The organism is Streptomyces sp. NPDC041796 (genome assembly GCF_055590785.1).
The window spans coordinates 1-24130 of sequence record NZ_JBVJAH010000014.1; the positions used below are offsets into that span (position 1 = coordinate 1).

At 69.6% G+C, this 24130-nt stretch carries 15 protein-coding genes; 7 read left to right on the plus strand and 8 right to left on the minus strand.

Annotation, left to right across the window (positions count from 1 at the left end; all coding sequences use genetic code 11):
• The first annotated feature begins 308 nt into the window (after nt 1-308).
• Nucleotides 309-2213, plus strand: a complete 1905-nt coding sequence (locus tag ACZ6C1_RS26330) for a PIG-L family deacetylase (protein WP_469243850.1) — start codon at nt 309-311, stop codon at nt 2211-2213.
• A 146-nt stretch (nt 2214-2359) separates the two neighbouring features.
• Here ACZ6C1_RS26330 and tuf read toward each other — a convergent pair whose 3' ends face one another.
• The 4 genes from tuf to rpsL all read right to left on the minus strand — a co-directional run bounded on the left by tuf (nt 2360) and on the right by rpsL (nt 6713).
• Nucleotides 2360-3553 carry an elongation factor Tu gene (gene tuf / locus ACZ6C1_RS26335; protein ID WP_064069958.1) on the minus strand — a complete coding sequence of 398 codons (1194 nt, stop codon included), beginning with the start codon at nt 3551-3553 and terminating at the stop codon, nt 2360-2362.
• A 150-nt stretch (nt 3554-3703) separates the two neighbouring features.
• Entirely contained in the window at nt 3704-5830 is a 2127-nt protein-coding gene (fusA, locus tag ACZ6C1_RS26340; RefSeq protein ID WP_064069959.1) for an elongation factor G, read from the minus strand.
• A gap of 38 nt (nt 5831-5868) precedes the next feature.
• On the minus strand, nt 5869-6339 hold the full coding sequence (gene rpsG / locus ACZ6C1_RS26345) for a 30S ribosomal protein S7 (RefSeq protein WP_031076642.1): 471 nt from the start codon (nt 6337-6339) through the stop codon (nt 5869-5871).
• A gap of 2 nt (nt 6340-6341) precedes the next feature.
• Nucleotides 6342-6713, minus strand: coding sequence for a 30S ribosomal protein S12 (rpsL, locus tag ACZ6C1_RS26350; RefSeq protein WP_003948652.1), 372 nt, complete (start codon nt 6711-6713; stop codon nt 6342-6344).
• Between the two features lie 361 nt (nt 6714-7074).
• On the opposite strand from rpsL, the gene ACZ6C1_RS26355 reads away from it, so the two are divergent.
• The 6 genes from ACZ6C1_RS26355 to ACZ6C1_RS26380 all read left to right on the plus strand — a co-directional run bounded on the left by ACZ6C1_RS26355 (nt 7075) and on the right by ACZ6C1_RS26380 (nt 14420).
• Nucleotides 7075-7938 carry a Crp/Fnr family transcriptional regulator gene (locus ACZ6C1_RS26355; RefSeq protein ID WP_469243853.1) on the plus strand — a complete coding sequence of 288 codons (864 nt, stop codon included), beginning with the start codon at nt 7075-7077 and terminating at the stop codon, nt 7936-7938.
• 123 nt (nt 7939-8061) lie between these two features.
• Nucleotides 8062-8835 carry a hypothetical protein gene (locus ACZ6C1_RS26360; RefSeq protein WP_469243854.1) on the plus strand — a complete coding sequence of 258 codons (774 nt, stop codon included), beginning with the start codon at nt 8062-8064 and terminating at the stop codon, nt 8833-8835.
• Entirely contained in the window at nt 8832-10976 is a 2145-nt protein-coding gene (locus ACZ6C1_RS26365; protein WP_469243856.1) for a hypothetical protein, read from the plus strand. Before ACZ6C1_RS26360 ends, ACZ6C1_RS26365 begins: the two co-directional genes overlap by 4 nt.
• Before the next feature lie 23 nt (nt 10977-10999).
• Nucleotides 11000-12538 (plus strand): hypothetical protein, encoded by a 1539-nt coding sequence (locus ACZ6C1_RS26370; protein WP_469243858.1) that lies wholly within the window; start codon nt 11000-11002, stop codon nt 12536-12538.
• Nucleotides 12535-13032 (plus strand): Pycsar system effector family protein, encoded by a 498-nt coding sequence (locus ACZ6C1_RS26375; protein WP_469243860.1) that lies wholly within the window; start codon nt 12535-12537, stop codon nt 13030-13032. The genes ACZ6C1_RS26370 and ACZ6C1_RS26375 overlap by 4 nt, the downstream gene beginning before the upstream one ends.
• Nucleotides 13033-13070: 38 nt before the next feature.
• Nucleotides 13071-14420 (plus strand): M48 family metalloprotease, encoded by a 1350-nt coding sequence (locus tag ACZ6C1_RS26380; protein ID WP_469243862.1) that lies wholly within the window; start codon nt 13071-13073, stop codon nt 14418-14420.
• Nucleotides 14421-14496: 76 nt separating this feature from the next.
• On the opposite strand, the gene ACZ6C1_RS26385 is transcribed toward ACZ6C1_RS26380, so the two are convergent.
• The 4 genes from ACZ6C1_RS26385 to rplJ all read right to left on the minus strand — a co-directional run bounded on the left by ACZ6C1_RS26385 (nt 14497) and on the right by rplJ (nt 23548).
• Nucleotides 14497-18396 carry a DNA-directed RNA polymerase subunit beta' gene (locus ACZ6C1_RS26385; protein ID WP_064069960.1) on the minus strand — a complete coding sequence of 1300 codons (3900 nt, stop codon included), beginning with the start codon at nt 18394-18396 and terminating at the stop codon, nt 14497-14499.
• A 96-nt stretch (nt 18397-18492) separates the two neighbouring features.
• On the minus strand, nt 18493-21978 hold the full coding sequence (gene rpoB / locus ACZ6C1_RS26390; RefSeq protein ID WP_469243864.1) for a DNA-directed RNA polymerase subunit beta: 3486 nt from the start codon (nt 21976-21978) through the stop codon (nt 18493-18495).
• A 539-nt stretch (nt 21979-22517) separates the two neighbouring features.
• Complete coding sequence (rplL, locus tag ACZ6C1_RS26395) at nt 22518-22904, minus strand: 50S ribosomal protein L7/L12 (protein ID WP_064069962.1); 387 nt, start codon at nt 22902-22904, stop codon at nt 22518-22520.
• A 113-nt stretch (nt 22905-23017) separates the two neighbouring features.
• Nucleotides 23018-23548, minus strand: a complete 531-nt coding sequence (rplJ, locus tag ACZ6C1_RS26400; protein ID WP_064069963.1) for a 50S ribosomal protein L10 — start codon at nt 23546-23548, stop codon at nt 23018-23020.
• Nucleotides 23549-24130: the final 582 nt, after the last annotated feature.

The following is a 24130-nucleotide window of genomic DNA, read 5'->3' on the forward strand; positions in this document are numbered from 1 at the left end:
GGGGGGGGGGGGGGGGGGGGGGGGGGGGGGGGGAGGAGGGGGGCCGGGGGGGGGGGGGGGGGGGGGGGGGGGGGGGGGGGGGGGGGGGGGGGGGGGGAAAGGGGGGGGGGGGGGGGGGGGGGGGGGGGGGGGGGGGGGGGCTTCCGCCTTTTTTTTTTTGTTCGGCCTTCCCCCCCCCCCCCCCCCCCCCCGCCGTGGCACTGGCGGCCGTCACCGGGTGTTCGGTACCCGCGTCACCGCGACGCGGGGGGCCCACCGCCGATCCCGCGCCGGGGATCCCGATCACCAGCTCGCGGCGCGCGCAGCTGATGCAGATCGCGGCGCATCCGGACGACGACCTGTACTTCATGAACCCGGACAGCCGGCGGATGCTGGACGCCGGAGTCCCCCTGGTCTCCGTGTACGTCACCGCCGGCGAGCACGACGGCAAGAACCACATACCGGGCCGCAAGGACATCCCCGCCGACAAGGCGGCCTACTCCTCCGCCCGCCACCAGGGCCTCCGCCAGGCGTACGCGACCATGCTCGGACTCGACATGTTCACCACCTGGCAGAAGGGCGTCATCACCCTCCGGGGCGATCGCCGTGCCGAGATCAACACCCTCACCCACGGCAACCGCCGCGTCGAGCTGATCTTCCTCAACCTCTCCATGCACGCCCCGCGCCGCTGGATGGCACTGCCGAGCCTGTGGAAGGACCGGGCGCTGGGCCTCAGGACCCTGGTGGCCGACGACTCCCCCGTACGCAAGGCGGACACGTACGACTACGACTCCCTCGTCGACGTCCTCGTCGGGCTGATGGAGCTGTACCGGCCGACCGTGATCCACACGCTGGACCCGGACCCCGACATCCAGCACAGCGACGAGGAGACCCGGAAGAAGGACTCCGAGCAACCCGGCTACTCCGACCACGCCGACCACACCGCCGTCGCGTCCTTCAGCTGGGCCGCCATGGTCCGGTGGGTCGCGGAGGCGACCAAGGACGGCGGAGCTCTGCCCGCCTTCGTGACCACGGCCTTCCGCGGCTACTACAACCGGCACTGGCCCAAGAACCTCCCGGCCCCGGTGCTCAAGGAGAAGGCCGCGCACCTCGTGCCGTACGGCGGCGACCCCTCCTGGAACTGCGGCAACAGCGGCGGCTGCGGCGACTACAACGTCGGCGGCGTCCGCCCGCTCACCAACAAGAAGGGCTGGGTACGGGCGACCCACTACCGCTACCCGGGCGCCGGGCCCGTCGTGGCCACCGAGCCTGACGGGCGGCTCGCCGTGTACGGGGTGCTCGGCCTGCGTGCGGTGCGCTGGCGCGAGACGGAGCCCGGCAGCGGCCAGTGGGGCGCGCCGGGTGACCTGGGCGGCGGGCCGCTGGCGCCCGGGCTCGGCGGGGTGACCCTGGAGGACGGCCGGCAGTTGCTGTTCGGGCTGCGGTTCGCGGCGCTCGGCGGGCACGGCGGGCCGAACAAGCGCGAGATCGTGCTGCTGGAGCAGCGGGAGCCGGGCGGGGCGTTCCTCGCCTGGACCGGGCTCGGCAATCCGGAGCACGGCGACGACCGGGGGCGGCGGCTGGGCGTCCCGGTGGCGGTGGCCGACCGTGACGGCCGGGTCCACCTCTTCGTACGCAACGCGGACAAGGGCGTGAGCGGCCGGATCCGCGAGGCGGACGGTACGTGGGGGCCCTGGAGCGACCTGGGCGGGGCCGAGGTGCAGGACGGGCTGTCGGCGGCGGTGGACGCAACCGGCCGCGTCCACCTGTTCGCGGCGGGCCGCGACAGCGTCCACCACTGGACACAGGACGCCCCGGGCGGTGCCGTCACCTCACGCGCCGGTGACGCCGTACCCGTCTCGGGCGGCCCCGTGGCGGTGGCCACGACCCGCGACGGCGGCCTGGCGCTCTACTACCGCGCGCCCACCCGCAAGGAGCTGACGGCAGTACGCCCCGACGGCACACCCCTGCCCGGGGTCGCCCTCGACGGGTACGGCCCGGTCGCCGTGACGGCCACGCCCCAGGGCCCCGTGCTCCTCGGCAAGGACCTGCGCGGCCGCCTCCAGGTCCGCACCCCCGGCCCCGCGGGCCGCCTCCTGACCCGTACGCAGGGGGCTGTCGCCCTGGAGACGGCCACCCTCCACGCCGGCGCCGGGCACGGCGTCGTCGCCGTAGGCATGGGCGCGGACGCCCACCCCTGGACCTGGACCCCGGAGCCCCGCACCCGGAGCTGAGCCCGAACCCCAAGCCCCGCACCCGGAGCTGAGCAGGACCTCCCAAGCCCCGCGCTCGGGGCCGAACGCAAAGCGAAGGGCCCCGCACCTGACGGTGCGGGGCCCTTCTTGCAGCTCGGTGACGAGCCACCAGGTCGGATCAGGAATTACTTCGTGATCTTGGTGACCTGGCCGGCGCCGACGGTCCGGCCACCCTCACGGATGGCGAACTTGAGGCCCTCCTCCATGGCGACCGGCTGGATCAGCTGGACGGACATGGTGGTGTTGTCGCCCGGCATGACCATCTCGGTGCCCTCGGGGAGGGTCACGACGCCGGTCACGTCCGTGGTACGGAAGTAGAACTGCGGGCGGTAGTTGTTGAAGAACGGCGTGTGACGGCCGCCCTCGTCCTTGGACAGGATGTACGCCTGCGCCTCGAACTCGGTGTGCGGGGTGACCGAACCCGGCTTGATGATGCACTGGCCGCGCTCGACGTCCTCGCGCTTGATGCCACGGAGGAGCAGACCGACGTTCTCACCGGCCTGGCCCTCGTCGAGCAGCTTGCGGAACATCTCGATGCCGGTGACCGTGGTGGTGGTCTTCTCGGTCTTGATGCCGATGATGTCGACGGTCTCGTTGACCTTGAGGACACCACGCTCGATACGGCCGGTGACGACCGTACCGCGACCGGTGATCGTGAAGACGTCCTCGATCGGCATCAGGAACGGCTTGTCGACGTCGCGCTCGGGCTGCGGGATCGACTCGTCGACGGCGGCCATCAGGTTCAGGACCGACTGGCCCCACTCCTTGTCGCCCTCGAGCGCCTTGAGCGCCGAGACCTTGACGACCGGAACGTCGTCGCCCGGGAACTCGTACTCGGTGAGCAGCTCACGAACCTCGAGCTCGACGAGCTCCAGGATCTCCTCGTCGTCCACCATGTCGGCCTTGTTCAGGGCGACGACGATGTACGGAACGCCGACCTGGCGGGCCAGGAGCACGTGCTCCTTGGTCTGCGGCATCGGGCCGTCGGTGGCGGCGACCACGAGGATGGCGCCGTCCATCTGGGCAGCACCGGTGATCATGTTCTTGATGTAGTCCGCGTGACCGGGGCAGTCGACGTGGGCGTAGTGACGCGACTCGGTCTGGTACTCGACGTGCGCGATGGAGATGGTGATACCGCGCTGGCGCTCCTCAGGAGCCTTGTCGATCTGGTCGAACGCCGAGGCCTCGTTCAGGTCCGGGAACGCGTCGTGCAGCACCTTGGTAATGGCGGCCGTGAGGGTCGTCTTACCGTGGTCGATGTGACCGATGGTGCCGATGTTGACGTGCGGCTTAGTCCGCTCGAACTTCGCCTTCGCCACTGGGGTCCTCCTGAGAGTGGTTCTGGTACGCCTTACTCATCGGCGCCAGGTGATCTTTGCTGGGTGGCCACCCGCCGGGGACCCTGCCTCGGGTTTCGGGGCCGAAGCCCCGGCGGATGGTGTCAAGCCTAAAGCGTGAACCCGGGAGAGTTACTCGCCCTTGGCCTTCGCGATGATCTCCTCGGCGACGTTCCGCGGAACCTCGGCGTAGGAGTCGAACTGCATCGAGTAGCTTGCGCGACCCGAGGTCTTGCTGCGGAGGTCGCCGACGTAGCCGAACATCTCCGAGAGCGGCACCAGGCCCTTGACGACCCGGGCACCAGCCCTCTCCTCCATGGCCTGGATCTGGCCACGGCGGGAGTTGATGTCACCGATGACATCGCCCATGTAGTCCTCGGGCGTGGTGACCTCGACGGCCATCATCGGCTCAAGGAGCACGGGGGACGCCTTGCGCGCGGCCTCCTTGAAGGCCTGCGAACCGGCGATCTTGAAGGCGAGCTCGGAGGAGTCGACCTCATGGTAGGCACCGTCGAGAAGCGTGACGCGAACGCCCGTCATCTCGTAGCCCGCGAGGATGCCGAACTGCATGGCCTCCTGGCAGCCGGCGTCCACCGAAGGGATGTATTCCTTCGGGATACGGCCACCGGTGACCTTGTTGACGAACTCGTACGAGGCGTCGCCGCCCTCGATCGGCTCGACCGCGATCTGCACCTTGGCGAACTGACCGGTACCACCGGTCTGCTTCTTGTGGGTGTAGTCCACGCGCTCGACGGCCTTGCGGATCGTCTCACGGTACGCGACCTGAGGCTTACCGACGTTGGCCTCGACCTTGAACTCGCGCTTCATGCGGTCGACGAGCACCTCGAGGTGAAGCTCGCCCATACCGCCGATGACGGTCTGGCCGGTCTCCTCGTTGGTGTGCACCTGGAAGGAGGGGTCCTCCTCCGCGAGACGCTGGATGGCGACACCCAGCTTCTCCTGGTCACCCTTGGACTTGGGCTCGATGGCGACCTCGATGACCGGCGCCGGGAAGTCCATGGACTCCAGGATCACCGGGTTCTTCTCGTCGCACAGCGTCTCACCGGTCGTGGTCTGCTTCAGACCCATGACGGCGATGATGTCGCCGGCGCCCACCGACTCGATCTCCTCACGCTTGTTCGCGTGCATGCGGTAGATCTTGCCGATGCGCTCCTTCTTGCCCTTGACCGAGTTCAGCACCGAGGTGCCGGACTCCAGGCGACCGGAGTAGATCCGGACGAAGGTGAGCTTGCCGAGGTGCGGGTCGCTCATGATCTTGAACGCCAGCGCCGACAGCGGCTCGTCGTCGGACGGCTTGCGCTTGACGACCGTCTCCGCGTCCTTGACGTCGTGGCCCTCGATGGCCTCGATGTCGACGGGCGACGGCAGGTAGCGCACGACCGCGTCGAGCAGGGGCTGGACGCCCTTGTTCTTGAACGCGGTGCCGCAGAACACCGGGGTCACCGTGGTGCCGGTGCCCTTGCCGGAGGCGATGGTGATACGACGGATCGCGGCGTACAGCTGCTCCTCGGACGGCTCCTGGCCCTCCAGGTACAGCTCCATGATCTCTTCGTCGTTCTCGGCCACGGCCTCGAGCAGCTTGCCGCGGTACTCCTCGGCAGCCTCGGTGTGGGTGTCCGGGATGTCGACGATGTCGTACATCTCGCCCTTGGCCGCCTCGGCGGACCAGACCAGGGCCTTCATACGAACGAGGTCGATGACGCCCTTGAAGTCGGCCTCGGCACCGATCGGGAGCTGCATGACGATCGGCTGCGCGCCCAGGCGGTCGCTGATCATGTCGACACAGCGGTGGAACTCGGCGCCGGTGCGGTCGAGCTTGTTGACGAAGCAGATACGCGGAACGCCGTAGCGGTCCGCCTGACGCCACACGGTCTCGGACTGCGGCTCAACGCCGGCGACGCCGTCGAACACCGTCACCGCACCGTCGAGCACGCGGAGCGAACGCTCCACCTCGACGGTGAAGTCGACGTGGCCCGGGGTGTCGATGATGTTGATGGTGTGGTCAACGTCTTCCAGCGGCCAGTGGCAGGTCGTCGCGGCAGACGTGATCGTGATGCCGCGCTCCTGCTCCTGCTCCATCCAGTCCATCGTGGCAGCGCCGTCGTGGACTTCACCGATCTTGTAGGAGACACCGGTGTAGAACAGGATCCGCTCGGTGGTGGTCGTCTTGCCCGCGTCGATGTGGGCCATGATCCCGATGTTGCGGACCTTGGCCAGGTCAAGCGAAGTGGTAGCCATAAGGCTTCAGTCTTCTCTCGGTCTCGATGTGGGTGCGACTACCAGCGGTAGTGCGCGAAGGCCTTGTTGGACTCGGCCATCTTGTGCGTGTCCTCACGCTTCTTGACCGAAGCACCGAGGCCGTTGGAGGCGTCGAGGAGCTCGTTCATGAGGCGCTCGGTCATGGTCTTCTCGCGACGGGCGCGGGAGTAACCCACGAGCCAGCGCAGCGCGAGCGTGGAGGCGCGACCGGGCTTGACCTCGATCGGCACCTGGTAGGTGGCGCCACCGACGCGGCGGGACTTGACCTCGAGAGACGGCTTGACGTTCTCGAGGGCGCGCTTCAGCGTGATGACCGGGTCGTTGCCGGTCTTCTCGCGGAGGCCTTCCATGGCGCCGTAGACGATCCGCTCGGCGGTGGAGCGCTTGCCGTTCAGCAGGATCTTGTTGATGAGCGAGGTCACCAGAGGAGAACCGTAGACCGGGTCGATGATGACCGGGCGCTTCGGGGCGGGGCCCTTACGAGGCATTCTTACTTCTCCTTCTTGGCGCCGTAGCGGCTGCGGGCCTGCTTGCGGTTCTTGACACCCTGGGTGTCGAGCGAGCCGCGGATGATCTTGTAGCGAACACCCGGCAGGTCCTTCACACGGCCACCACGCACGAGCACGATGGAGTGCTCCTGCAGGTTGTGTCCCTCACCCGGGATGTAAGCCGTGACCTCGATCCCGCTGGTCAGACGCACACGCGCGACCTTGCGGAGGGCCGAGTTCGGCTTCTTCGGGGTGGTCGTGAACACACGCGTGCAGACGCCGCGACGCTGAGGGGAACCCTCGAGTGCGGGCGTCTTGTTCTTCTCGACCTTGTCCTGCCGGCCCTTCCGGACCAGCTGCTGGATCGTAGGCACTACTTCTCCGGTTTCTGTGTGCCGTGTAGTAAAGCTAACCTGGAACGTCGCCGACCCACGCGGTCGGGTGTGTCGAATACTGCGAACTCCCGCCGCATGGCGGAAAGGGGCGCAGATTACGGTGGCCGATGCTCGACTCGCCGTGCGGCTGAGGACACGCACAGGAGCCCAGGCACACCCCAGGCACAAGGTCTGAGCGTACCTACCTCACGGACTTCGGTCAAAACAAATGCGGACGGCAGCGACACGCCGCAATTGATCACCCCGGATACGACCGTTCGTGGCTCGATCTCATCATTCGGTCCCCCGCCGTGCCGCGTCTTCAGTACGTTGATCGGTCCGCTCGACGATCGGGGGACACATGACGGCGGCGAATTTATCCGGCGGAGGCAGCCGGCCGGGCAGCGCGAACCGCGACGCCGACAGCGACGCGGCCGCCCCCGCCGGCCGGCCCGACACCGCCCGCCCGGTCCCGGCACCCCGCCCCACCGCCCCCGCGGGCCCGGGCACCGGGCCGGGCGCGGTCGGGGGCGGCGGGGGGCTGGACGACCGGGTGCCGTTCCTCGCACGGCTGGAGACGGACGACCGCCACGCACTGCTGGGGCTCGGGCGCGAGCTGGGCTTCGCGCCCCGCATGGTCCTGCTCCACCAGCACGAGCCGTCCTCGCACGTGCTGTTCCTCGTCCACGGCTGGACCAAGGTCACCGCGTCCGCCGCCAATGGGTACGAGGCGCTCCTCGCCCTGCGCGGGCCGGGCGACATCGTCGGCGAGTCCGCCGCCCTGACCGGCCGCCCCCGCTCGGCGACCGTGACCGCGCTGGAGCCCGTGCGGGCGGTGGCCGTGGAGCACGAACGGTTCACCGACTTCCTCGCCCGCTCCCCGGCAGTCTCGTTCGCCCTGCTCGGTCTCACCTCCGACCGCACGCGCGCCGCCGACCGCCGGCGGCTGCAGTTCGCGTCCATGAGCGTGCGGGAGCGGTTCGCGGCGCTGCTGCTGGACCTCGCGCGGATGCACGGCCGGCGTACGGACGAGGGCATCGAGGTGGCCGTACCGCTGAGCAAACAGGAGCTCGCCGGGTCGGTGGGGGCCTCCCGGGAGATGGTGCAGCGGCTGCTGAAGGAGCTGCGGACGCGGGAGGCGGTGGCCACCGGGCGCCGCACGCTGCTGATCATGCGCCCCGACGTACTGCGCCGGATCGCCCGCGCCGAGCGCCCCGACGACTGACCCCACCGTCCGCACGCGTCCTTCTGTGCACACGGTCACACTTGGAGTGGGTCATCGTTCCTCACCACACGGGTCACCGGGTCGCCACTCTGCTGTTGCTCCCCTCCCACCGGAAAGGCGACCATGACCGACCCCGTGAGCCGGACGATCCTCCTGCTCGACATCGAGAAGTACAGCGACCGTGACGACGTCGAGCAGGCGTACCTGCGCCGCATGCTGTACGGCATCAGCGACGGCGCGCTGGAGCGCGCGGGCATCGACGAGACCCTCCGGCTGCGCGCCGACCGCGGCGACTCCGTCATGGAGCTGATCGACGCCAACGCGTCGGTGACCTCGCTGCTGCGGGCCCTGCTCACCGAGGTACCGGTCCAGCTCAGGGCCGTGAACCGGATGGCGTCCAGTTCGGCGCAGATCCGGCTGCGCGCCGTGCTCGCCACCGGTTACGTGGCGGTCGACGAGCTCGACGGCTGGGTGGGCTCGGACCTGAACCACGCCTGCCGCCTGCTGGACGCCGAGCTGCTGCGCGCCGCGCTGCGGGAGCGCGCGGACGACTTCGCGCTGTGCGTCTCGGAGGGCGTGCACTCCGGGATCGTGCGCCACGGGCACCCGGGCATTCCGGCCGAGGACTTCCACCCCATCACGGTGACCAGCAAGAACGGCCCCCTGCGGGCATGGCTGCACGGCCCGGTGCCCACGCGGGCGGCCGGGGCCGGCGCCACCGCAGCGGGGCCCCGCACTCCGGTGCCGGGCGGATCGGGGGACCGCCCGGCACCGGGACCCGCGTACGACTTCCGTGGCGCGGACGTCCGCGTCGACGGCGGGTTCGTCGGCGGCAGCCACCACGGCATCAGCGGCGGCACCTTCCACGGTGACGTGACGATCGGCGGTGACGCGTGAGCACCGAGGAGGCGGGCGCCGGACCCCCGGCGCCCGAGCCCGAGAACCCGGCCGAACGGACCGACGGGGCCAAGGACGCCGCAGGGGAGACTCCGCCGGAGGAACAGGACCAGCGCCAGAACGCCTGGTCCGCACGGCGTGACCTGATCAACCACAGCCCCTGGAACGTCACCGGCGGCGTCGTCGGGGCGGACCACCACGGCATCAGCGGCGGCCACTTCTCCGGCAACGTCCACCTGGGCGCCAAGACCGAGATCGTCTACCAGTTCGGTGGCGCGACGACCGCCCACTCCTCCGGCGAGGTGCCGGAGACGACGCTCACCCGGCTGGCCGCCCGCTTCGTCACCGGCGGGGACGAGGCCTTCGACGCCCTGGTCGAGCGGTTGCGCGCCGAACGGGTCCTGGTGCTCTCGGGCGCCCGGTTCACCGGCCGGCGCACCGCCGCCCTGATGCTGCTGCACCGCCTGGGCGCCACGCCCGTACGCGCACTGGACCGCGAGACCGGCCCCGGCGAGCTCGCGGGGCGGATCGAGGCGGGCGGGCAGGTGCTGTGCGATCCGCTCACCCGGCGTGACCGGCCCCTGCGGGAGGCGCACCTGCTGGCCGCCCGGGACCGGCTGGCCGAGAAGGACGCGTACCTGGTCATCACGGTCGGTCCCACCGCCGCCCTGGAGGACGTCACTCCCGCCGCCTGGCAGCCGCCCGCCACCGCCGCCGTACTGGAAGCCCACCTGCGCGCCGGGACGGACGACGGGACCGTACGGAAGCTGCTGGCCCTGCCACCGGTCACCGAGTTCCTCTCCCGCAGCCACCAGCTCCGCGAGGCGGCCGCGTACGCCCCGGTCCTCGCCGGGTACGCGGCCGGGCGGGCCGAGGAGCGGCAGGTCGAGCAGTTCTCGCAGGCCGCGCTGGAGAGCCAGGTCCAGGAGTGGTTCGAGCAGGACGAGGACTCCCTGCACCTGCGTGACAAGGCGTTCCTGGTCGCGCTGGCCGCCTTCGACGGCGGGCCGTACGCGCTGACGGCCGAGCTGAGCGACCTGCTGTACGCCTTCCTCCAGAAGACGGAGAACCCCTCACGGCCGCCCGAGGTCCCCGTCTTCGGTACGCACATCGGCAAGCGCCTCCAGCTCGCCAGGGCCAGACGGTACGAGGAGGAGGAGCACACCGAGTGGGGCCCGGTCAGCCAGCTCAAGGCACGGTACGAGGACGACCGCGCCGCGCTGGTCCTGTTACGTGAGGTGTGGACGGGCCACCCGTCCGCCCGGCCCGCCCTGATCGCCTGGTTGCAGCGGCTCGCGGGCGACGGCCGCCCCCTGGTGCGTACCCGCGCGGCGGCGACCGCCGCCGTCCTCGCGTTCACCGACCTTCCGTCCGCGATGGCCCTGGTCATCGAGGTGTGGGCGACCTCGAACCGCTTCCGGCACCGCCTCGTCGCCGTGAACGCGCTCACCCTCGCCCACCTCATCGGCACACCCAACGTGCCACGCATCCTCGACTCCTGGTGCGAGAGCGACGACCAGCGCCTGTGCTGGGTGGCGATCCGTACGCACGGGCTGATCGGCCCGGGGCGGCCGGTGGAGGCCCTGGCCGCGCTGCGGGCGGCGGCCCGCCACCAGGACGCCCAGGACAAGCCCGACGAGCTGCTGACGGCCGAGCTCTCCGAGTCGGTGGAGCTGCTGCTGCTCTCCCCGGCCGGTGACCGGGTCCTGTCGGAACTGATCCGGACCATGTACGACGACCGGGCCGTCCTGGAACTGGCCGTGCGCGGCTTCGTCAGGGCCTGCCACCACACCGAGCACGACGAGCGGTACGGCCGGCCCCTGGTCCTGCACTGGTACGCGCGCGCCGCCACCGAGCAGAGCCCGGCCGCGCGCCACATCGCCACCCTGTGGCGCACCGCCCTCGGCGACCGCGCCCACACGGACAACGCGATCGACGTACTGCACCGCTGGGTCCTGGCGGCCGAGCGCGACCAGGGCGTCGAGTGGCAGCTCGCGGCGCTCCTGCCCGCGCTGGTCACCACGACCTCCGAACACCAGCGGCTGGACCACCTGCTGCGGACCAAGCCCGGCGAGGACGGGGCTCCCCCGCCACCCGTCGCGAGCCGTCTGCTCACCGTCCTGCCGCGCCCGCCCCACTGACACCCGCGAGGAGTAACGTCCCCATGCCCGACTTCCGCCGCCCGTTCGACTGGGTGCAGGACGCCGACCGGCACACCCAGTTGATCGACCCGGTGCTCACCGTGCGGCAGCTCGCGCGGTTCGACTTCGCCCGGAAGTCCCTGACCCGGATCGACCACGCCCTGGTCTTCGCCACCCCGAAGGGCACGTACGACGCCTATCTGCCGCCGCGGCGGCCGTCCCGCTCGGAGGCCGCGGCCCGGCGGTACACCGCGGTGTACGAGGTCGACATGGGCGTCCACCCGGTACGGGCGGAGATCAGGCTGCCCAGCGACAACGACGCCTTCGAGTTCGGGGTCGTGGCCGAGCTGTCCTGGCAGGTGGCCGATCCCGCCCGGTTCGTGGAGAGCGGCCACCGGGACGTGCCGCGGCTGCTGCTCGGCGAGCTGGAGCAGGCCGCCCGGCCGGTGGCGCGCCGCTTCGCGATCGCCGAGAGCGCGGCGGCCGAGCGGGAGCTGCTGCACGCCGTCACCGCGCGGGGCCCGCTGGGCGCGTCGGTGGGACTGACGGTGACGTGGACGGTCCGGCTGCGCCGCGACCAGGAGAACATCGACCACCAGTTGCGGCTCCAGGCCATCGACCACGCGGCCACGGAACAGATCCACACCGAGCGGCGCGGTATGGAGTACGACGTCGCCCTGGACCGTCGCAGCAGACAACAGGACGCCCTCCAGGTGGGCCGCGCCATGGAGTACGGACAGCAGCAGCAGGAGCTGGCGCTGCAGCAGCAGGCGTGGCAGCACGAACGGGCCGTGCTGGAGGCCCGCCAGGCGGTCGAGATGCAGCAGATCGAGGCGCAGAAGATCGAGTTCTACCAGTGGCACCTCCAGCAGGGCGGCGTCCATGCCTGGGCCCTGCACCTGGCGCAGCACCCCGAGGACTCCCGGCTGGTCATGAACAGCATGCGGGAAGACCAGCTGCGCCTGATCCAGGCCCAGATGGACCTGGTCGGCCAGCTGCTGGGCAGCGAGGGCGCGGAGAACTACGAACTGGAGGGCCCCAAGCAGCTCGCCCTGCGGGCGGTCAGCGACATCCTGAACCAACGCCTCCCGGGCGTGGCCCAAAACGCCCCGGCCCACTCCCAGTTCCCCCTCCCTCCGACCGCACCACCGCCCGTCACACCACCACCGCCCGCCGCCCAGCCGCCCGCCGCGCCACCGTCCACCCCCCAGCCCGGTGCCCCGCAGTCCCCCGCCGCGCCACCGTTCACCCCGCAGCCCGCACCGCACCCCGCTGACCCCCAGCCCAGCACCCAGCGGGAGGCGCCCCCGCCGTCTCGACCCGCCAGCCTGCCCGGGGGCGGCACGTTCCAGGGCTGGCAGCCGCCACCGGGGTACGGCAGCGCCCCGGCCATGCCCCCGCAGCCACCGGCGGGGCCGCCCGTGCCGCCGCGGGCCCCCGCCGATCCGCGCGAGCCGCAGGCCCCCGCCGATCCGCAGGCTCCCGCCGAGCCGCGCGCCACCCCGGCCCCGGCGGACGCGGCGCCCGAGGACGGCCCCGCCCAGGGGGCCGGTGCACCGTGACGGACCCCGTCCCGGAGGCCGCCGCCCGGCTGCTGGCCGACCTGCGCTCCGAGATCGCCCGCGCCGACCACAAGGCGTCCGTCCTGGTCGCCGCCCTCGGTATGACCGCCGGAGTGGTCAGCGGTCTGCTCGCCGGCCGCGGGTGGAACCCCGGCACGCTGTCCCCGCCCGGCGCGGCCGCCTGGTGGGCCGGCGCGGCCGCGCTCGCCCTGGCCCTGCTGGCCCTGCTGATGGCCATCGTGCCGCGGTACGGCGGGAGCGACTGGGAGCCGGGGCAGCCCCTGTCGTACTTCGGTGACATCCAGGAGGCCGTACGGCACGGCCTGCTGGCGGAGGCGCTCGCCGAAACCGAGCGCGCCGGCGCCGCCTCGCTCCTCGCGGCGCTGACCGAGAACAGCCGCATCGCCGCTCGCAAGCACCAGTGGATACGGACCGGCGTGCTCGCGTTCTCGGCGGGCGCGGTCCTTCTCCCCGCGTCCCTGCTCGTCGGCTGACGTCGTCCCCACACCGCGAAGGATCTCGAAGGAACACCATGTCGCAACCCCAGGAACCGCAGTACCCGGGCTCGCCGCCCCCGTACCCGGAGCCCTCACCCGCCGCCCCGCAGTACCCCGAGCCCACCCCGCCGGCCCCGCCGCCCGCGTACCCCACGGCCACGGCCCCGCCGCCCACGTACCCCGGGACACCCCAGGCCGCCGTCCCACCGCAGTACCCCCAGACTCACGCGCCTCAGAGCCCGCAGTACCCCCAGACACACGCCCCTCAGCCCCCGCAAAACCCTCAGTACCCCCAGCCACCTCACGGCCCCCACATCCCGCAACACCCCCACCCCGCCCCAGCCGCACCCGACCCCGCCGCTCACGCCGGCCCGTCAGCCGCAACGCTGCCGCCCACCGCCGCCCTCCACCCCGACGACCCCTCCCACCCGCACCACATCAGCACCGACCGGCGCCGTATCCACATCTCCGACAGTCAGCGGGGCGCGGACGCCACGGCCGTCGGGAACCTGCTGCTCTACCTCCCCCACTTCCTCTGCAGCGTGTTCGTCATGGCCCTGGTCTCGCTGATCTTCGGCGGCCTCGGCGTCATCGTGTTCGTCGCCTGGCTGCTCAGCGGGGCCCTGGTGTTCCACCGGCCGACCGAGAGTGCCGTCGCCCGCCGCCTGCTGCGCCTGCGCTACCCCACCGCGCAGGAGCGCGCGAGGCTCGAACCGGTCTGGCGGGAGGTCACCGCACGCGCCGGGGTCGAGGGACGGAACTACGAGCTGTGGGTCGAGGACAGCGACCACCTCAACGCGGTCGCCGCCGCCGGCCACATCGTCGGGGTCACCCGCTTCGCCATGAACCAGCTGCCCAACGGCGAGCTCGCCGCCGTCCTGGCGCACGAACTGGGCCACCACGTGGGCGGCCACGCGTGGTCCTCGCTACTCGGTTACTGGTACGCGCTTCCCGGCCGTATCGCCTGGCGCGTGCTGCGGGCCGTCTCGTCGGCGGTCTTCAAGGTGTCCCGCCTGTTCTCCTGCTTCGGCATGGGGATCGTCGTCCTCGTCTTCGGTGCCATCGCGCTCGCGACGATCAGCACCCTGTACGGGCTTCCGCTCCTCATCCTCGGCGTTCCGTACGCACTCGCCGCCGTCGGCCGGCGTGCCGAGCTGCGGGCCGACCAGCACGCGGCGGCGCTGGGCTTCGCGCCGATGCTGGCCGCCGTCCTCGACAAGCTCCACCAGGCGGAGCAGCAACAGCAGGCGCAGGCCGCGGCCGTCGCGGCGTACCACGGCCAGCCGCCGCCGCAGGAGAGCGCGCTGAGCAAGCTGCTCGCCTCGCACCCGGACCACTACACCCGGCTGCACCACCTCCAGCCGTACCTGCAACCGCGGCGATAGACACGGCGGAAACGCCGAAGGGCGGTCACCCCGTACGAAACGGGGTGACCGCCCTTCGGTCGATCAAGCGACTCGCTTACTGGTTGTACGGACCGTAGTCGTAGTCCTCCAGCGGAACGGCCTGGCCGGAGCCGGTGCCGAACGGCGAGTAGTCGATGTCGTCGTAGCCGACGGCCGAGTACATCGCGGCCTTGGCCTCCTCGGTCGGCTCGACCCGGATGTTGCGGTAGCGGGACAGGCCCGTACCGGCCGGGATGAGCTTACCGATGATGACGTTCTCCTTGAGGCCGATCAGGGAGTCGGACTTGGCGTTGATCGCCGCGTCCGTCAGGACCCTGGTCGTCTCCTGGAAGGAGGCCGCGGACAGCCACGACTCCGTCGCCAGCGACGCCTTGGTGATACCCATCAGCTGCGGACGGCCGGAGGCGGGGTGACCGCCCTCGGTGACCACACGACGGTTCTCCGACTCGAACTTCGACCGCTCGACCAGCTCGCCCGGCAGGAGCTCCGCGTCGCCGGACTCGATGATCGTCACGCGGCGCAGCATCTGCCGGATGATGATCTCGATGTGCTTGTCGTGGATCGACACGCCCTGCGAGTTGTAGACCTTCTGGACCTCGCCGACCAGGTGGACCTGGACGGCACGCTGGCCGAGGATGCGCAGCACGTCGTGCGGGTTGGTGGCACCCGCGGTGAGCTTCTGGCCCACCTCGACGTGGTCGCCCTCGTGCACCAGGACCTTGGCGCGCTTCGAGATCGGGTAGGCCGTCTCGTCGCTGCCGTCGTCCGGGGTGACGACGATCTTCTTGGTCTTCTCGGTCTCCTCGATCCGCACGCGGCCGGAGGCCTCGGAGATCGGGGCGACACCCTTCGGCGTACGGGCCTCGAAGAGCTCGACGACACGGGGCAGACCCTGGGTGATGTCGTCACCGGCCACACCACCGGTGTGGAAGGTACGCATCGTCAGCTGGGTACCGGGCTCACCGATGGACTGGGCGGCGATGATGCCGACCGCCTCACCGATGTCGACCAGCTTGCCGGTGGCGAGCGAACGGCCGTAGCAGAAGGCACAGGTGCCGACCGCGGACTCACAGGTCAGGACCGAGCGGGTCTTGACCTCCTCGACGCCCGCGTTGACCAGGGCGTCGATGAGCACGTCACCCAGGTCGACGTTGGCCGGCGCGATGACCTTGCCGTCGACGACGACGTCCTCGGCGAGCATCCGCGCGTACACGGACGTCTCCACGTCGTCCGCCTTGCGGAGGACGCCGTCGGCGCCGCGCTCGGCGATCCGCAGCTTCAGACCGCGCTCGGTGCCGCAGTCCTCCTCGCGGATGATCACGTCCTGCGAGACGTCCACCAGACGACGGGTCAGGTAACCCGAGTCGGCGGTACGCAGGGCGGTGTCGGCGAGACCCTTACGGGCACCGTGCGTGGAGATGAAGTACTCCAGCACCGACAGGCCCTCACGGAAGGACGCCTTGATCGGACGCGGGATCGTCTCGTTCTTCGCGTTCGACACCAGACCACGCATACCGGCAATCTGACGCATCTGCATCATGTTGCCTCGTGCACCCGAGTTCACCATCATGAAGATCGGGTTGGTCTTCGGGAAGTTGTCGTTCATCGCCTCGGCAACCTCGTTGGTCGCCTTGGTCCAGATCGCGATGAGCTCCTGCGTGCGCTCGTCCTTGGTGATCAGACCGCGCTCGTACTGCTTCTGGACCTTCTCGTCCTGAGCCTCGTACGACTTGACGATCTCCTTCTTCGCCTCGGGAACGACGACGTCGGAGATGGCGACGGTGACACCGGAACGGGTCGCCCAGTAGAAGCCGGCCGCCTTCAGGTTGTCGAGCGTCGCCGCCACGATGACCTTGGGGTAGCGCTCGGCGAGGTCGTTGACGATCTCGGAGAGCTGCTTCTTGCCGACCGAGTAGTCGACGAACGGGTAGTCCTCGGGCAGCAGCTCGTTGAAGAGCGCACGGCCCAGGGTCGTCCGCAGGCGGAACGAGTCACCCTGCTGCCACTCCGGCTCGCCCTCTTCGGCGACCGGCGGGGTCCAGCCACGCGGCGGGACGGTGCCGATCGGGAAGCGGATGTCGACCTTCGCCTGGAGCGAGAGCTCGCCCATGTCGAACGCCATGATCGCTTCGGCGCTGGAGTTGAAGGCGCGGCCCTCACCCTTGACCTCGCGCTCCTCCTCGTCCGTGGTGAGGAAGAAGAGGCCCAGCACCATGTCCTGGGTAGGCATGGTGACGGGACGGCCGTCGGCCGGCTTGAGGATGTTGTTCGAGGACAGCATCAGGATGCGGGCCTCGGCCTGCGCCTCCGCGGACAGCGGCAGGTGCACGGCCATCTGGTCACCGTCGAAGTCCGCGTTGAACGCGGTGCAGACGAGCGGGTGGATCTGGATGGCCTTGCCCTCGACCAGCTGCGGCTCGAAGGCCTGGATGCCGAGGCGGTGCAGCGTGGGCGCACGGTTCAGCAGCACCGGGTGCTCGGCGATGACCTCTTCGAGGACGTCGTACACCACGGTGCGGCCGCGCTCGACCATGCGCTTGGCCGACTTGATGTTCTGCGCGTGGTTCAGGTCGACCAGGCGCTTCATCACGAACGGCTTGAAGAGCTCCAGCGCCATGGCCTTGGGCAGACCGCACTGGTGCAGCTTGAGCTGCGGGCCGACGACGATGACGGAACGCGCCGAGTAGTCGACTCGCTTACCGAGCAGGTTCTGACGGAAGCGGCCCTGCTTGCCCTTCAGCATGTCGCTGAGGGACTTCAGCGGGCGGTTACCGGGACCGGTGACCGGGCGACCGCGGCGGCCGTTGTCGAACAGCGCGTCGACGGCCTCCTGCAGCATCCGCTTCTCGTTGTTCACGATGATCTCGGGGGCACCGAGGTCAAGGAGACGCTTGAGGCGGTTGTTGCGGTTGATCACACGGCGGTACAGGTCGTTCAGGTCGGAGGTCGCGAAGCGGCCACCGTCCAGCTGCACCATCGGACGCAGGTCCGGCGGGATGACCGGGACGCAGTCCAGGACCATGCCCTTGGGGCTGTTGGAGGTCTGCAGGAACGCGGAGACGACCTTCAGCCGCTTCAGGGCGCGGGTCTTCTTCTGGCCCTTGCCCGTGCGGATGATCTCGCGGAGCTTCTCGGCCTCCTCGTCGAGGTCGAAGGACTCCAGGCGCTTCTGCAGCGCCGCGGCACCCATCGAACCGTCGAAGTACGTGCCGAAGCGGTCGCGCAGCTCGCGGTAGAGCAGCTCGTCGCCCTCGAGGTCCTGGACCTTGAGGTTCTTGAAGCGGTTCCACACCTCGTCGAGACGGTCGATCTCGCGCTGGGCGCGGTCGCGCAGCTGCTTCATCTCGCGCTCGGCGCCCTCGCGCACCTTGCGGCGCACGTCGGCCTTGGCGCCCTCGGCCTCGAGCTCGGCCAGGTCGGTCTCGAGCTTCTTGGCGCGGGCCTCGAGGTCGGCGTCGCGGCGGTTCTCGATCTGCTGGCGCTCGACGGAGACGTGGGCCTCCAGCGAGGGCAGATCGCGGGTGCGGCGCTCCTCGTCGACGTACGTGATCATGTACGCCGCGAAGTAGATGACCTTCTCCAGGTCCTTCGGGGCGAGGTCCAGCAGGTAGCCCAGACGGGACGGGACGCCCTTGAAGTACCAGATGTGGGTGACGGGAGCGGCCAGCTCGATGTGGCCCATCCGCTCACGGCGCACCTTGGCACGGGTGACCTCGACGCCACACCGCTCACAGATGATGCCCTTGAAGCGGACGCGCTTGTACTTGCCGCAGTAGCACTCCCAGTCCCGGGTCGGGCCGAAGATCTTCTCGCAGAAGAGTCCGTCCTTTTCGGGCTTCAGGGTGCGGTAGTTGATGGTCTCCGGCTTCTTGACCTCGCCGTGGGACCACTGACGGATGTCGTCCGCGGTGGCCAGGCCGATCCGCAGCTCGTCGAAGAAGTTGACGTCGAGCACTATGCGTCAATCCCTCTCAGGGTTCGTGTCTCAATCATGGTCTGTACGGGTCCGGGGCAGGGCCGGGGCCTCACGAGGAGGCCCCGACCAGACCCGTCAGACCTCTTCGACGCTGCTCGGCTCGCGCCGGGACAGGTCGATGCCGAGCTCCTCCGCAGCGCGGAAGACGTCCTCGTCGGTGTCGCGCATCTCGATGGACATGCCGTCCGAGGACAGCACCTCCACGTTGAGGCACAGGGACTGCATCTCCTTGATGAGCACCTTGAAGGACTCGGGGATGCCGGGCTCGGGGATGTTCTCGCCCTTGACGATGGCCTCGTAGACCTTCACGCGGCCGGTCACGTCGTCGGACTTGATCGTCAGCAGCTCCTGGAGGGCGTACGCGGCGCCGTAAGCCTCCAGCGCCCACACCTCCATCTCACCGAAGCGCTGGCCACCGAACTGAGCCTTACCACCCAGCGGCTGCTGGGTGATCATCGAGTACGGGCCGGTCGAACGCGCGTGCAGCTTGTCGTCGACCAGGTGGTGGAGCTTGAGGATGTACATGTAACCGACCGAGATCGGGTCCGGGAACGGCTCGCCGGAGCGGCCGTCGAACAGCCGGGCCTTGCCGGTGGGCAGCACCATCCGGTCACCGTCGCGGTTCGGGATGGTGTGCTGCAGCAGACCGGCCAGCTCGTCCTCACGGGCACCGTCGAAGACGGGGGTGGCGACGTTGGTACCGGGCTCGACCTGGTCGGCGCCGATGGCCTGCAGGCGCTGCGCCCACTCGTCCGCGAGGCCGGAGACGTCCCAGCCGCGGCTGGCGAGCCAGCCGAGGTGGATCTCCAGGACCTGTCCCGGGTTCATTCGGGACGGGACACCCAGCGGGTTGAGGATGATGTCGACCGGGGTGCCGTCCTCCAGGAACGGCATGTCCTCGATCGGCAGGATCTTGGAGATGACGCCCTTGTTGCCGTGACGGCCGGCGAGCTTGTCACCGTCGGTGATCTTGCGCTTCTGCGCGACGTACACGCGCACCAGCTGGTTCACACCGGGGGGAAGCTCGTCGCCCTCCTCGCGGTCGAAGACGCGGACGCCGATGACCTTGCCGGTCTCGCCGTGCGGCACCTTCAGCGAGGTGTCACGGACCTCACGGGCCTTCTCACCGAAGATCGCGCGGAGCAGGCGCTCCTCCGGGGTCAGCTCGGTCTCACCCTTGGGCGTGACCTTGCCGACGAGGATGTCGCCGGCGACGACCTCGGCACCGATACGGATGATGCCGCGCTCGTCGAGGTCGGCGAGGACCTCCTCGGAGACGTTCGGGATGTCCCGGGTGATCTCCTCCGGGCCGAGCTTGGTGTCACGGGCGTCGACCTCGTGCTCCTCGATGTGGATCGAGGAGAGGACGTCGTCCTGCACGAGGCGCTGCGACAGGATGATCGCGTCCTCGTAGTTGTGACCCTCCCACGGCATGAACGCGACCAGCAGGTTCTTGCCGAGCGCCATCTCACCGTTCTCGGTGGCGGGGCCGTCGGCGAGGACCTGGCCCTCGATCACGCGGTCACCCTCGGAGACGATGACCTTCTGGTTGACCGAGGTGCCCTGGTTGGAGCGGGAGAACTTGGCGACGCGGTACGTGGTGTACGTGCCGTCGTCGTTGGCGACGGTGATGTAGTCGGCCGAGACCTCCTGGATCACACCGTCCTTCTCGGCCTTGATGACGTCGCCGGCGTCGGTGGCACAGCGGTACTCCATGCCGGTGCCGACCAGCGGCGCCTCCGCCTTGATGAGCGGAACGGCCTGGCGCATCATGTTCGCGCCCATGAGGGCACGGTTGGCGTCGTCGTGCTCGAGGAACGGGATCATGGCGGTCGCGACCGACACCATCTGGCGCGGCGAGACGTCCATGTAGTCCACGTCGTCGGGCGCGACGTAGTCGACCTCGCCGCCACGACGGCGGACCAGCACGCGGTTCTCGGCGAACCGGAGCTCGTCGGTCAGCGGCGCGTTGGCCTGGGCGATGACGAAGCGGTCCTCTTCGTCGGCGGTCAGGTAGTCGACCTCGTCGGTGACCTGGCCCTCGACGACCTTGCGGTACGGCGTCTCGACGAAGCCGAACGCGTTGACGCGGCCGTACGAGGCGAGCGAACCGATCAGACCGATGTTCGGGCCTTCGGGCGTCTCGATCGGGCACATGCGTCCGTAGTGGGACGGGTGCACGTCACGGACCTCGAAGCCGGCCCGCTCACGGGACAGACCACCCGGGCCGAGCGCGGACAGACGACGCTTGTGCGTCAGCCCGGACAGCGGGTTGTTCTGGTCCATGAACTGCGACAGCTGGCTGGTGCCGAAGAACTCCTTGATGGAGGCGACGACCGGCCGGATGTTGATCAGGGTCTGCGGCGTGATCGCCTCGACGTCCTGGGTCGTCATGCGCTCACGCACGACGCGCTCCATCCTCGCCAGACCCGTACGGACCTGGTTCTGGATGAGCTCGCCGACGTTGCGCAGACGGCGGTTGCCGAAGTGGTCGATGTCGTCGGTCTCGACGACGATCTGCGTGCCGTTCTCGCCGACCGTCTCGGTCTCGCCCGCGTGGAGCTTCACCAGGTACTTGATGGTGGCGATGATGTCGTCGGTGGTGAGCACACCGGCGTCCAGCGGCTCGTCGGCGCCGAGCTTCTTGTTCACCTTGTAGCGGCCGACCTTGGCGAGGTCGTAGCGCTTGGGGTTGAAGTAGAGGTTCTCGAGCAGCGTCTGAGCGGCCTCACGCGTCGGCGGCTCGCCCGGGCGCAGCTTGCGGTAGATGTCGAGCAGCGCGTCGTCCTGGCCCTGGGTGTGGTCCTTCTCCAGGGTGGCGCGCATGGACTCGTACTCGCCGAACTCCTGCAGGATCTGCTCGGTGGTCCAGCCGAGCGCCTTGAGGAGGACGGTCACGGACTGCTTGCGCTTGCGGTCGATGCGGACACCGACCATGTCGCGCTTGTCGATCTCCATCTCCAGCCAGGCACCCCGGGACGGGATGATCTTGGCGGAGAAGATGTCCTTGTCGGACGTCTTGTCGATGGAGGAGTCGAAGTAGACACCCGGCGAGCGGACGAGCTGCGACACCACGACACGCTCGGTGCCGTTGATGACGAAGGTGCCCTTGTTGGTCATGAGCGGGAAGTCGCCCATGAAGACCGTCTGGGACTTGATCTCGCCGGTCTCGTTGTTGGTGAACTCGGCCGTGACGAAGAGCGGCGCGGCGTACGTGAAGTCGCGCTCCTTGCACTCGTCGATCGAGTTCTTCGGGGGCTCGAAGCGGTGGTCGCGGAAAGTCAGCGACATCGACCCGGAGAAGTCCTCGATCGGCGAGATCTCCTCGAAGATCTCCTCCAGACCGGACTTGGTGGGGACGTCCTGTCCGGATTCCAGAGCCGCCTCGACACGAGCCTTCCACGCGGCGTTGCCGAGCAGCCAGTCAAAGCTCTCGGTCTGCAGCGCGAGGAGGTTCGGAACCTCGAGGGGCTCCTTGATCTTTGCAAAGGAGATGCGCAGCGGGGCAGTGCTTGCGCCGTTGTTCGTATTCGCGGTCGAGGCGTTGCGCGAGGCGGCCAAGAGGGGGTCCTTCCGAGGGCTCGGACTCACTACGCGCGTACCGGTCCCACGCCGGACACGGAGACAGACTTCCTGATTTCAGCCAAAAGGCCTGGTCAGGGCATTCGGTCAACTGTGCTCTTGCGAGGGGATGCCCCTGGTGACGGGCAGGGGGCAGCTAACAGGCAGCGCAAAGGGTCAGTGTAGCCACTTGGCCCACTGATGTCCAGGGCGAGTAAATCGCGACCCTCGTTGTTCTCAACTCCGCGGCACCTCGCGCCGTTGGCGCACATCGATACTGCCCGTTCGGCCGTCGATCCATGCCTCGGATCCGGATCGTGTGACGGCGCGTCCTGAGAATTGCGCGCGGCGTGCGGTTCGTCAAGGCCCCCAGCCGTGTGGGGCCATGTGGGGCGCACGGCGAAGATCACCATACTCCGCGCCGGGCCCAGCGCAAGGCAGGCGTTCCGACAACGCGGAAGGGCGACCACCCGGATGGGTGATCGCCCTTCGAAACGCCCTGTGAGGGGCGCTGAGCGAGTCAGGAGACTCGCGAGGTGTTACTTGACCTCGACGGAGGCGCCGGCAGCCTTGAGGGACTCGGCAGCCTTCTCCGCGGCGTCCTTGGCGACCTTCTCGAGGACCGGCTTCGGGGTGCCGTCGACGAGGTCCTTGGCCTCCTTCAGGCCCAGGGAGGTCAGCTCACGCACGACCTTGATGACCTGGATCTTCTTGTCACCGGCGCCGGTGAGGATGACGTCGAACTCGTCCTTCTCCTCGACGGCCTCGGCGGCACCGGCACCGGCGCCACCGGCGGCGGCAACGGCCACGGGGGCGGCGGCGGTGACGTCGAACTTCTCCTCGAACGCCGAAACGAACGCGGCGAGCTCGATGAGGGTCATCTCCTCGAACTGCGCGAGCAGGTCTTCCTGAGACAGCTTCGCCATGATGGCGGTCCTTCCACTAAATCGGCTGGTGCCGGGTGTACATGTGAGGCGGGCGTACGTTGGGCCCGCTGCGACCGTCGCCCCAGGGGGCCACGATCAATGCGCGAGCCGAATTACTCGGCACCGCCCTGCTCGGCCTGCTTGGCACGGAGCGCGTCCACGGTGCGGACGAGCTTCGAGGGAAGCGCCTGGAAGAGCGCGGCAGCCTGGGACTGCTTGCCCTTCATGGCGCCCGCCAGCTTGGCGAGCAGAACCTCGCGGGACTCGAGGTCCGCAAGCTTCTTGATCTCATCGGCGGACAGCGCCTTGCCGTCAAGGACACCGCCCTTGATGATCAGGTTGGGGTTCTCCTTGGCGAAGTCACGAAGACCCTTCGCCGACGTCACCGGGTCACCGGTGATGAAGGCAACCGCCGTCGGACCAGCGAACTGGTCGTCGAGCGAGGTGATCCCGGCCTCGTTGGCCGCAATCTTGGTCAGCGTGTTCTTCACCACGGCGTACTGGGCGTTCTCACCGAGCGAACGGCGCAGCTGCTTGAGCTGTGCCACGGTGAGACCGCGGTACTCGGTCAGCACGGCGGCGTTCGAGCTGCGGAACTTGTCCGTCAGCTCGGCAACCGCAGCAGACTTGTCGGGCCTCGCCATGAGCCTCGGCCTCCTTCCGGGTGATTCGGACCGCATGGGCTGAAGGAAGGAGACTGGGCAAAACGAAACGCCCCGGCGCAGGCGCACGGGGCGTGACTCGACCGACTGCGCTCAGGAAAGAGCGACATCCGGGAGTTACATCCACAGTCACCTGCGCGGGTCGTCCGCAGCTAGCGGATCCTTCGGCCGCCGCGACTCTTACGAGCGCAGCAACGACCAGCGGTCTTTGGCTTCTGTGGAAGAGTACGGGACCGCCCCGACGTCAAGCAAATCGACCCACTCGGGTGATCCGTCCCCCGCCGGTCACCGCCCGTCCCTGCCGGGGGTCGGCGCTACGCGACTCGGGTGATCCGCCCTCGGCCGGGCACCGCCCGAGCCCGGCAGTGCCCGCAGCCCGCCGGGCCGGCTCTGCGCGTCCGCGCACCGCCCGAGGCCAGGCACCGCCCGTCCCCGCCGGGCCGGCCCTGCGCGGCTCGGGTGATCCGGCCTGTCGGGGGCGCCGCCCAAGCCCGGGAAGCTCCCGTGGCCCGCCGGGCGGGCGCTGCGCGGCCGCGCACTGCTGAAGGCCAGGCACCGGCCGTA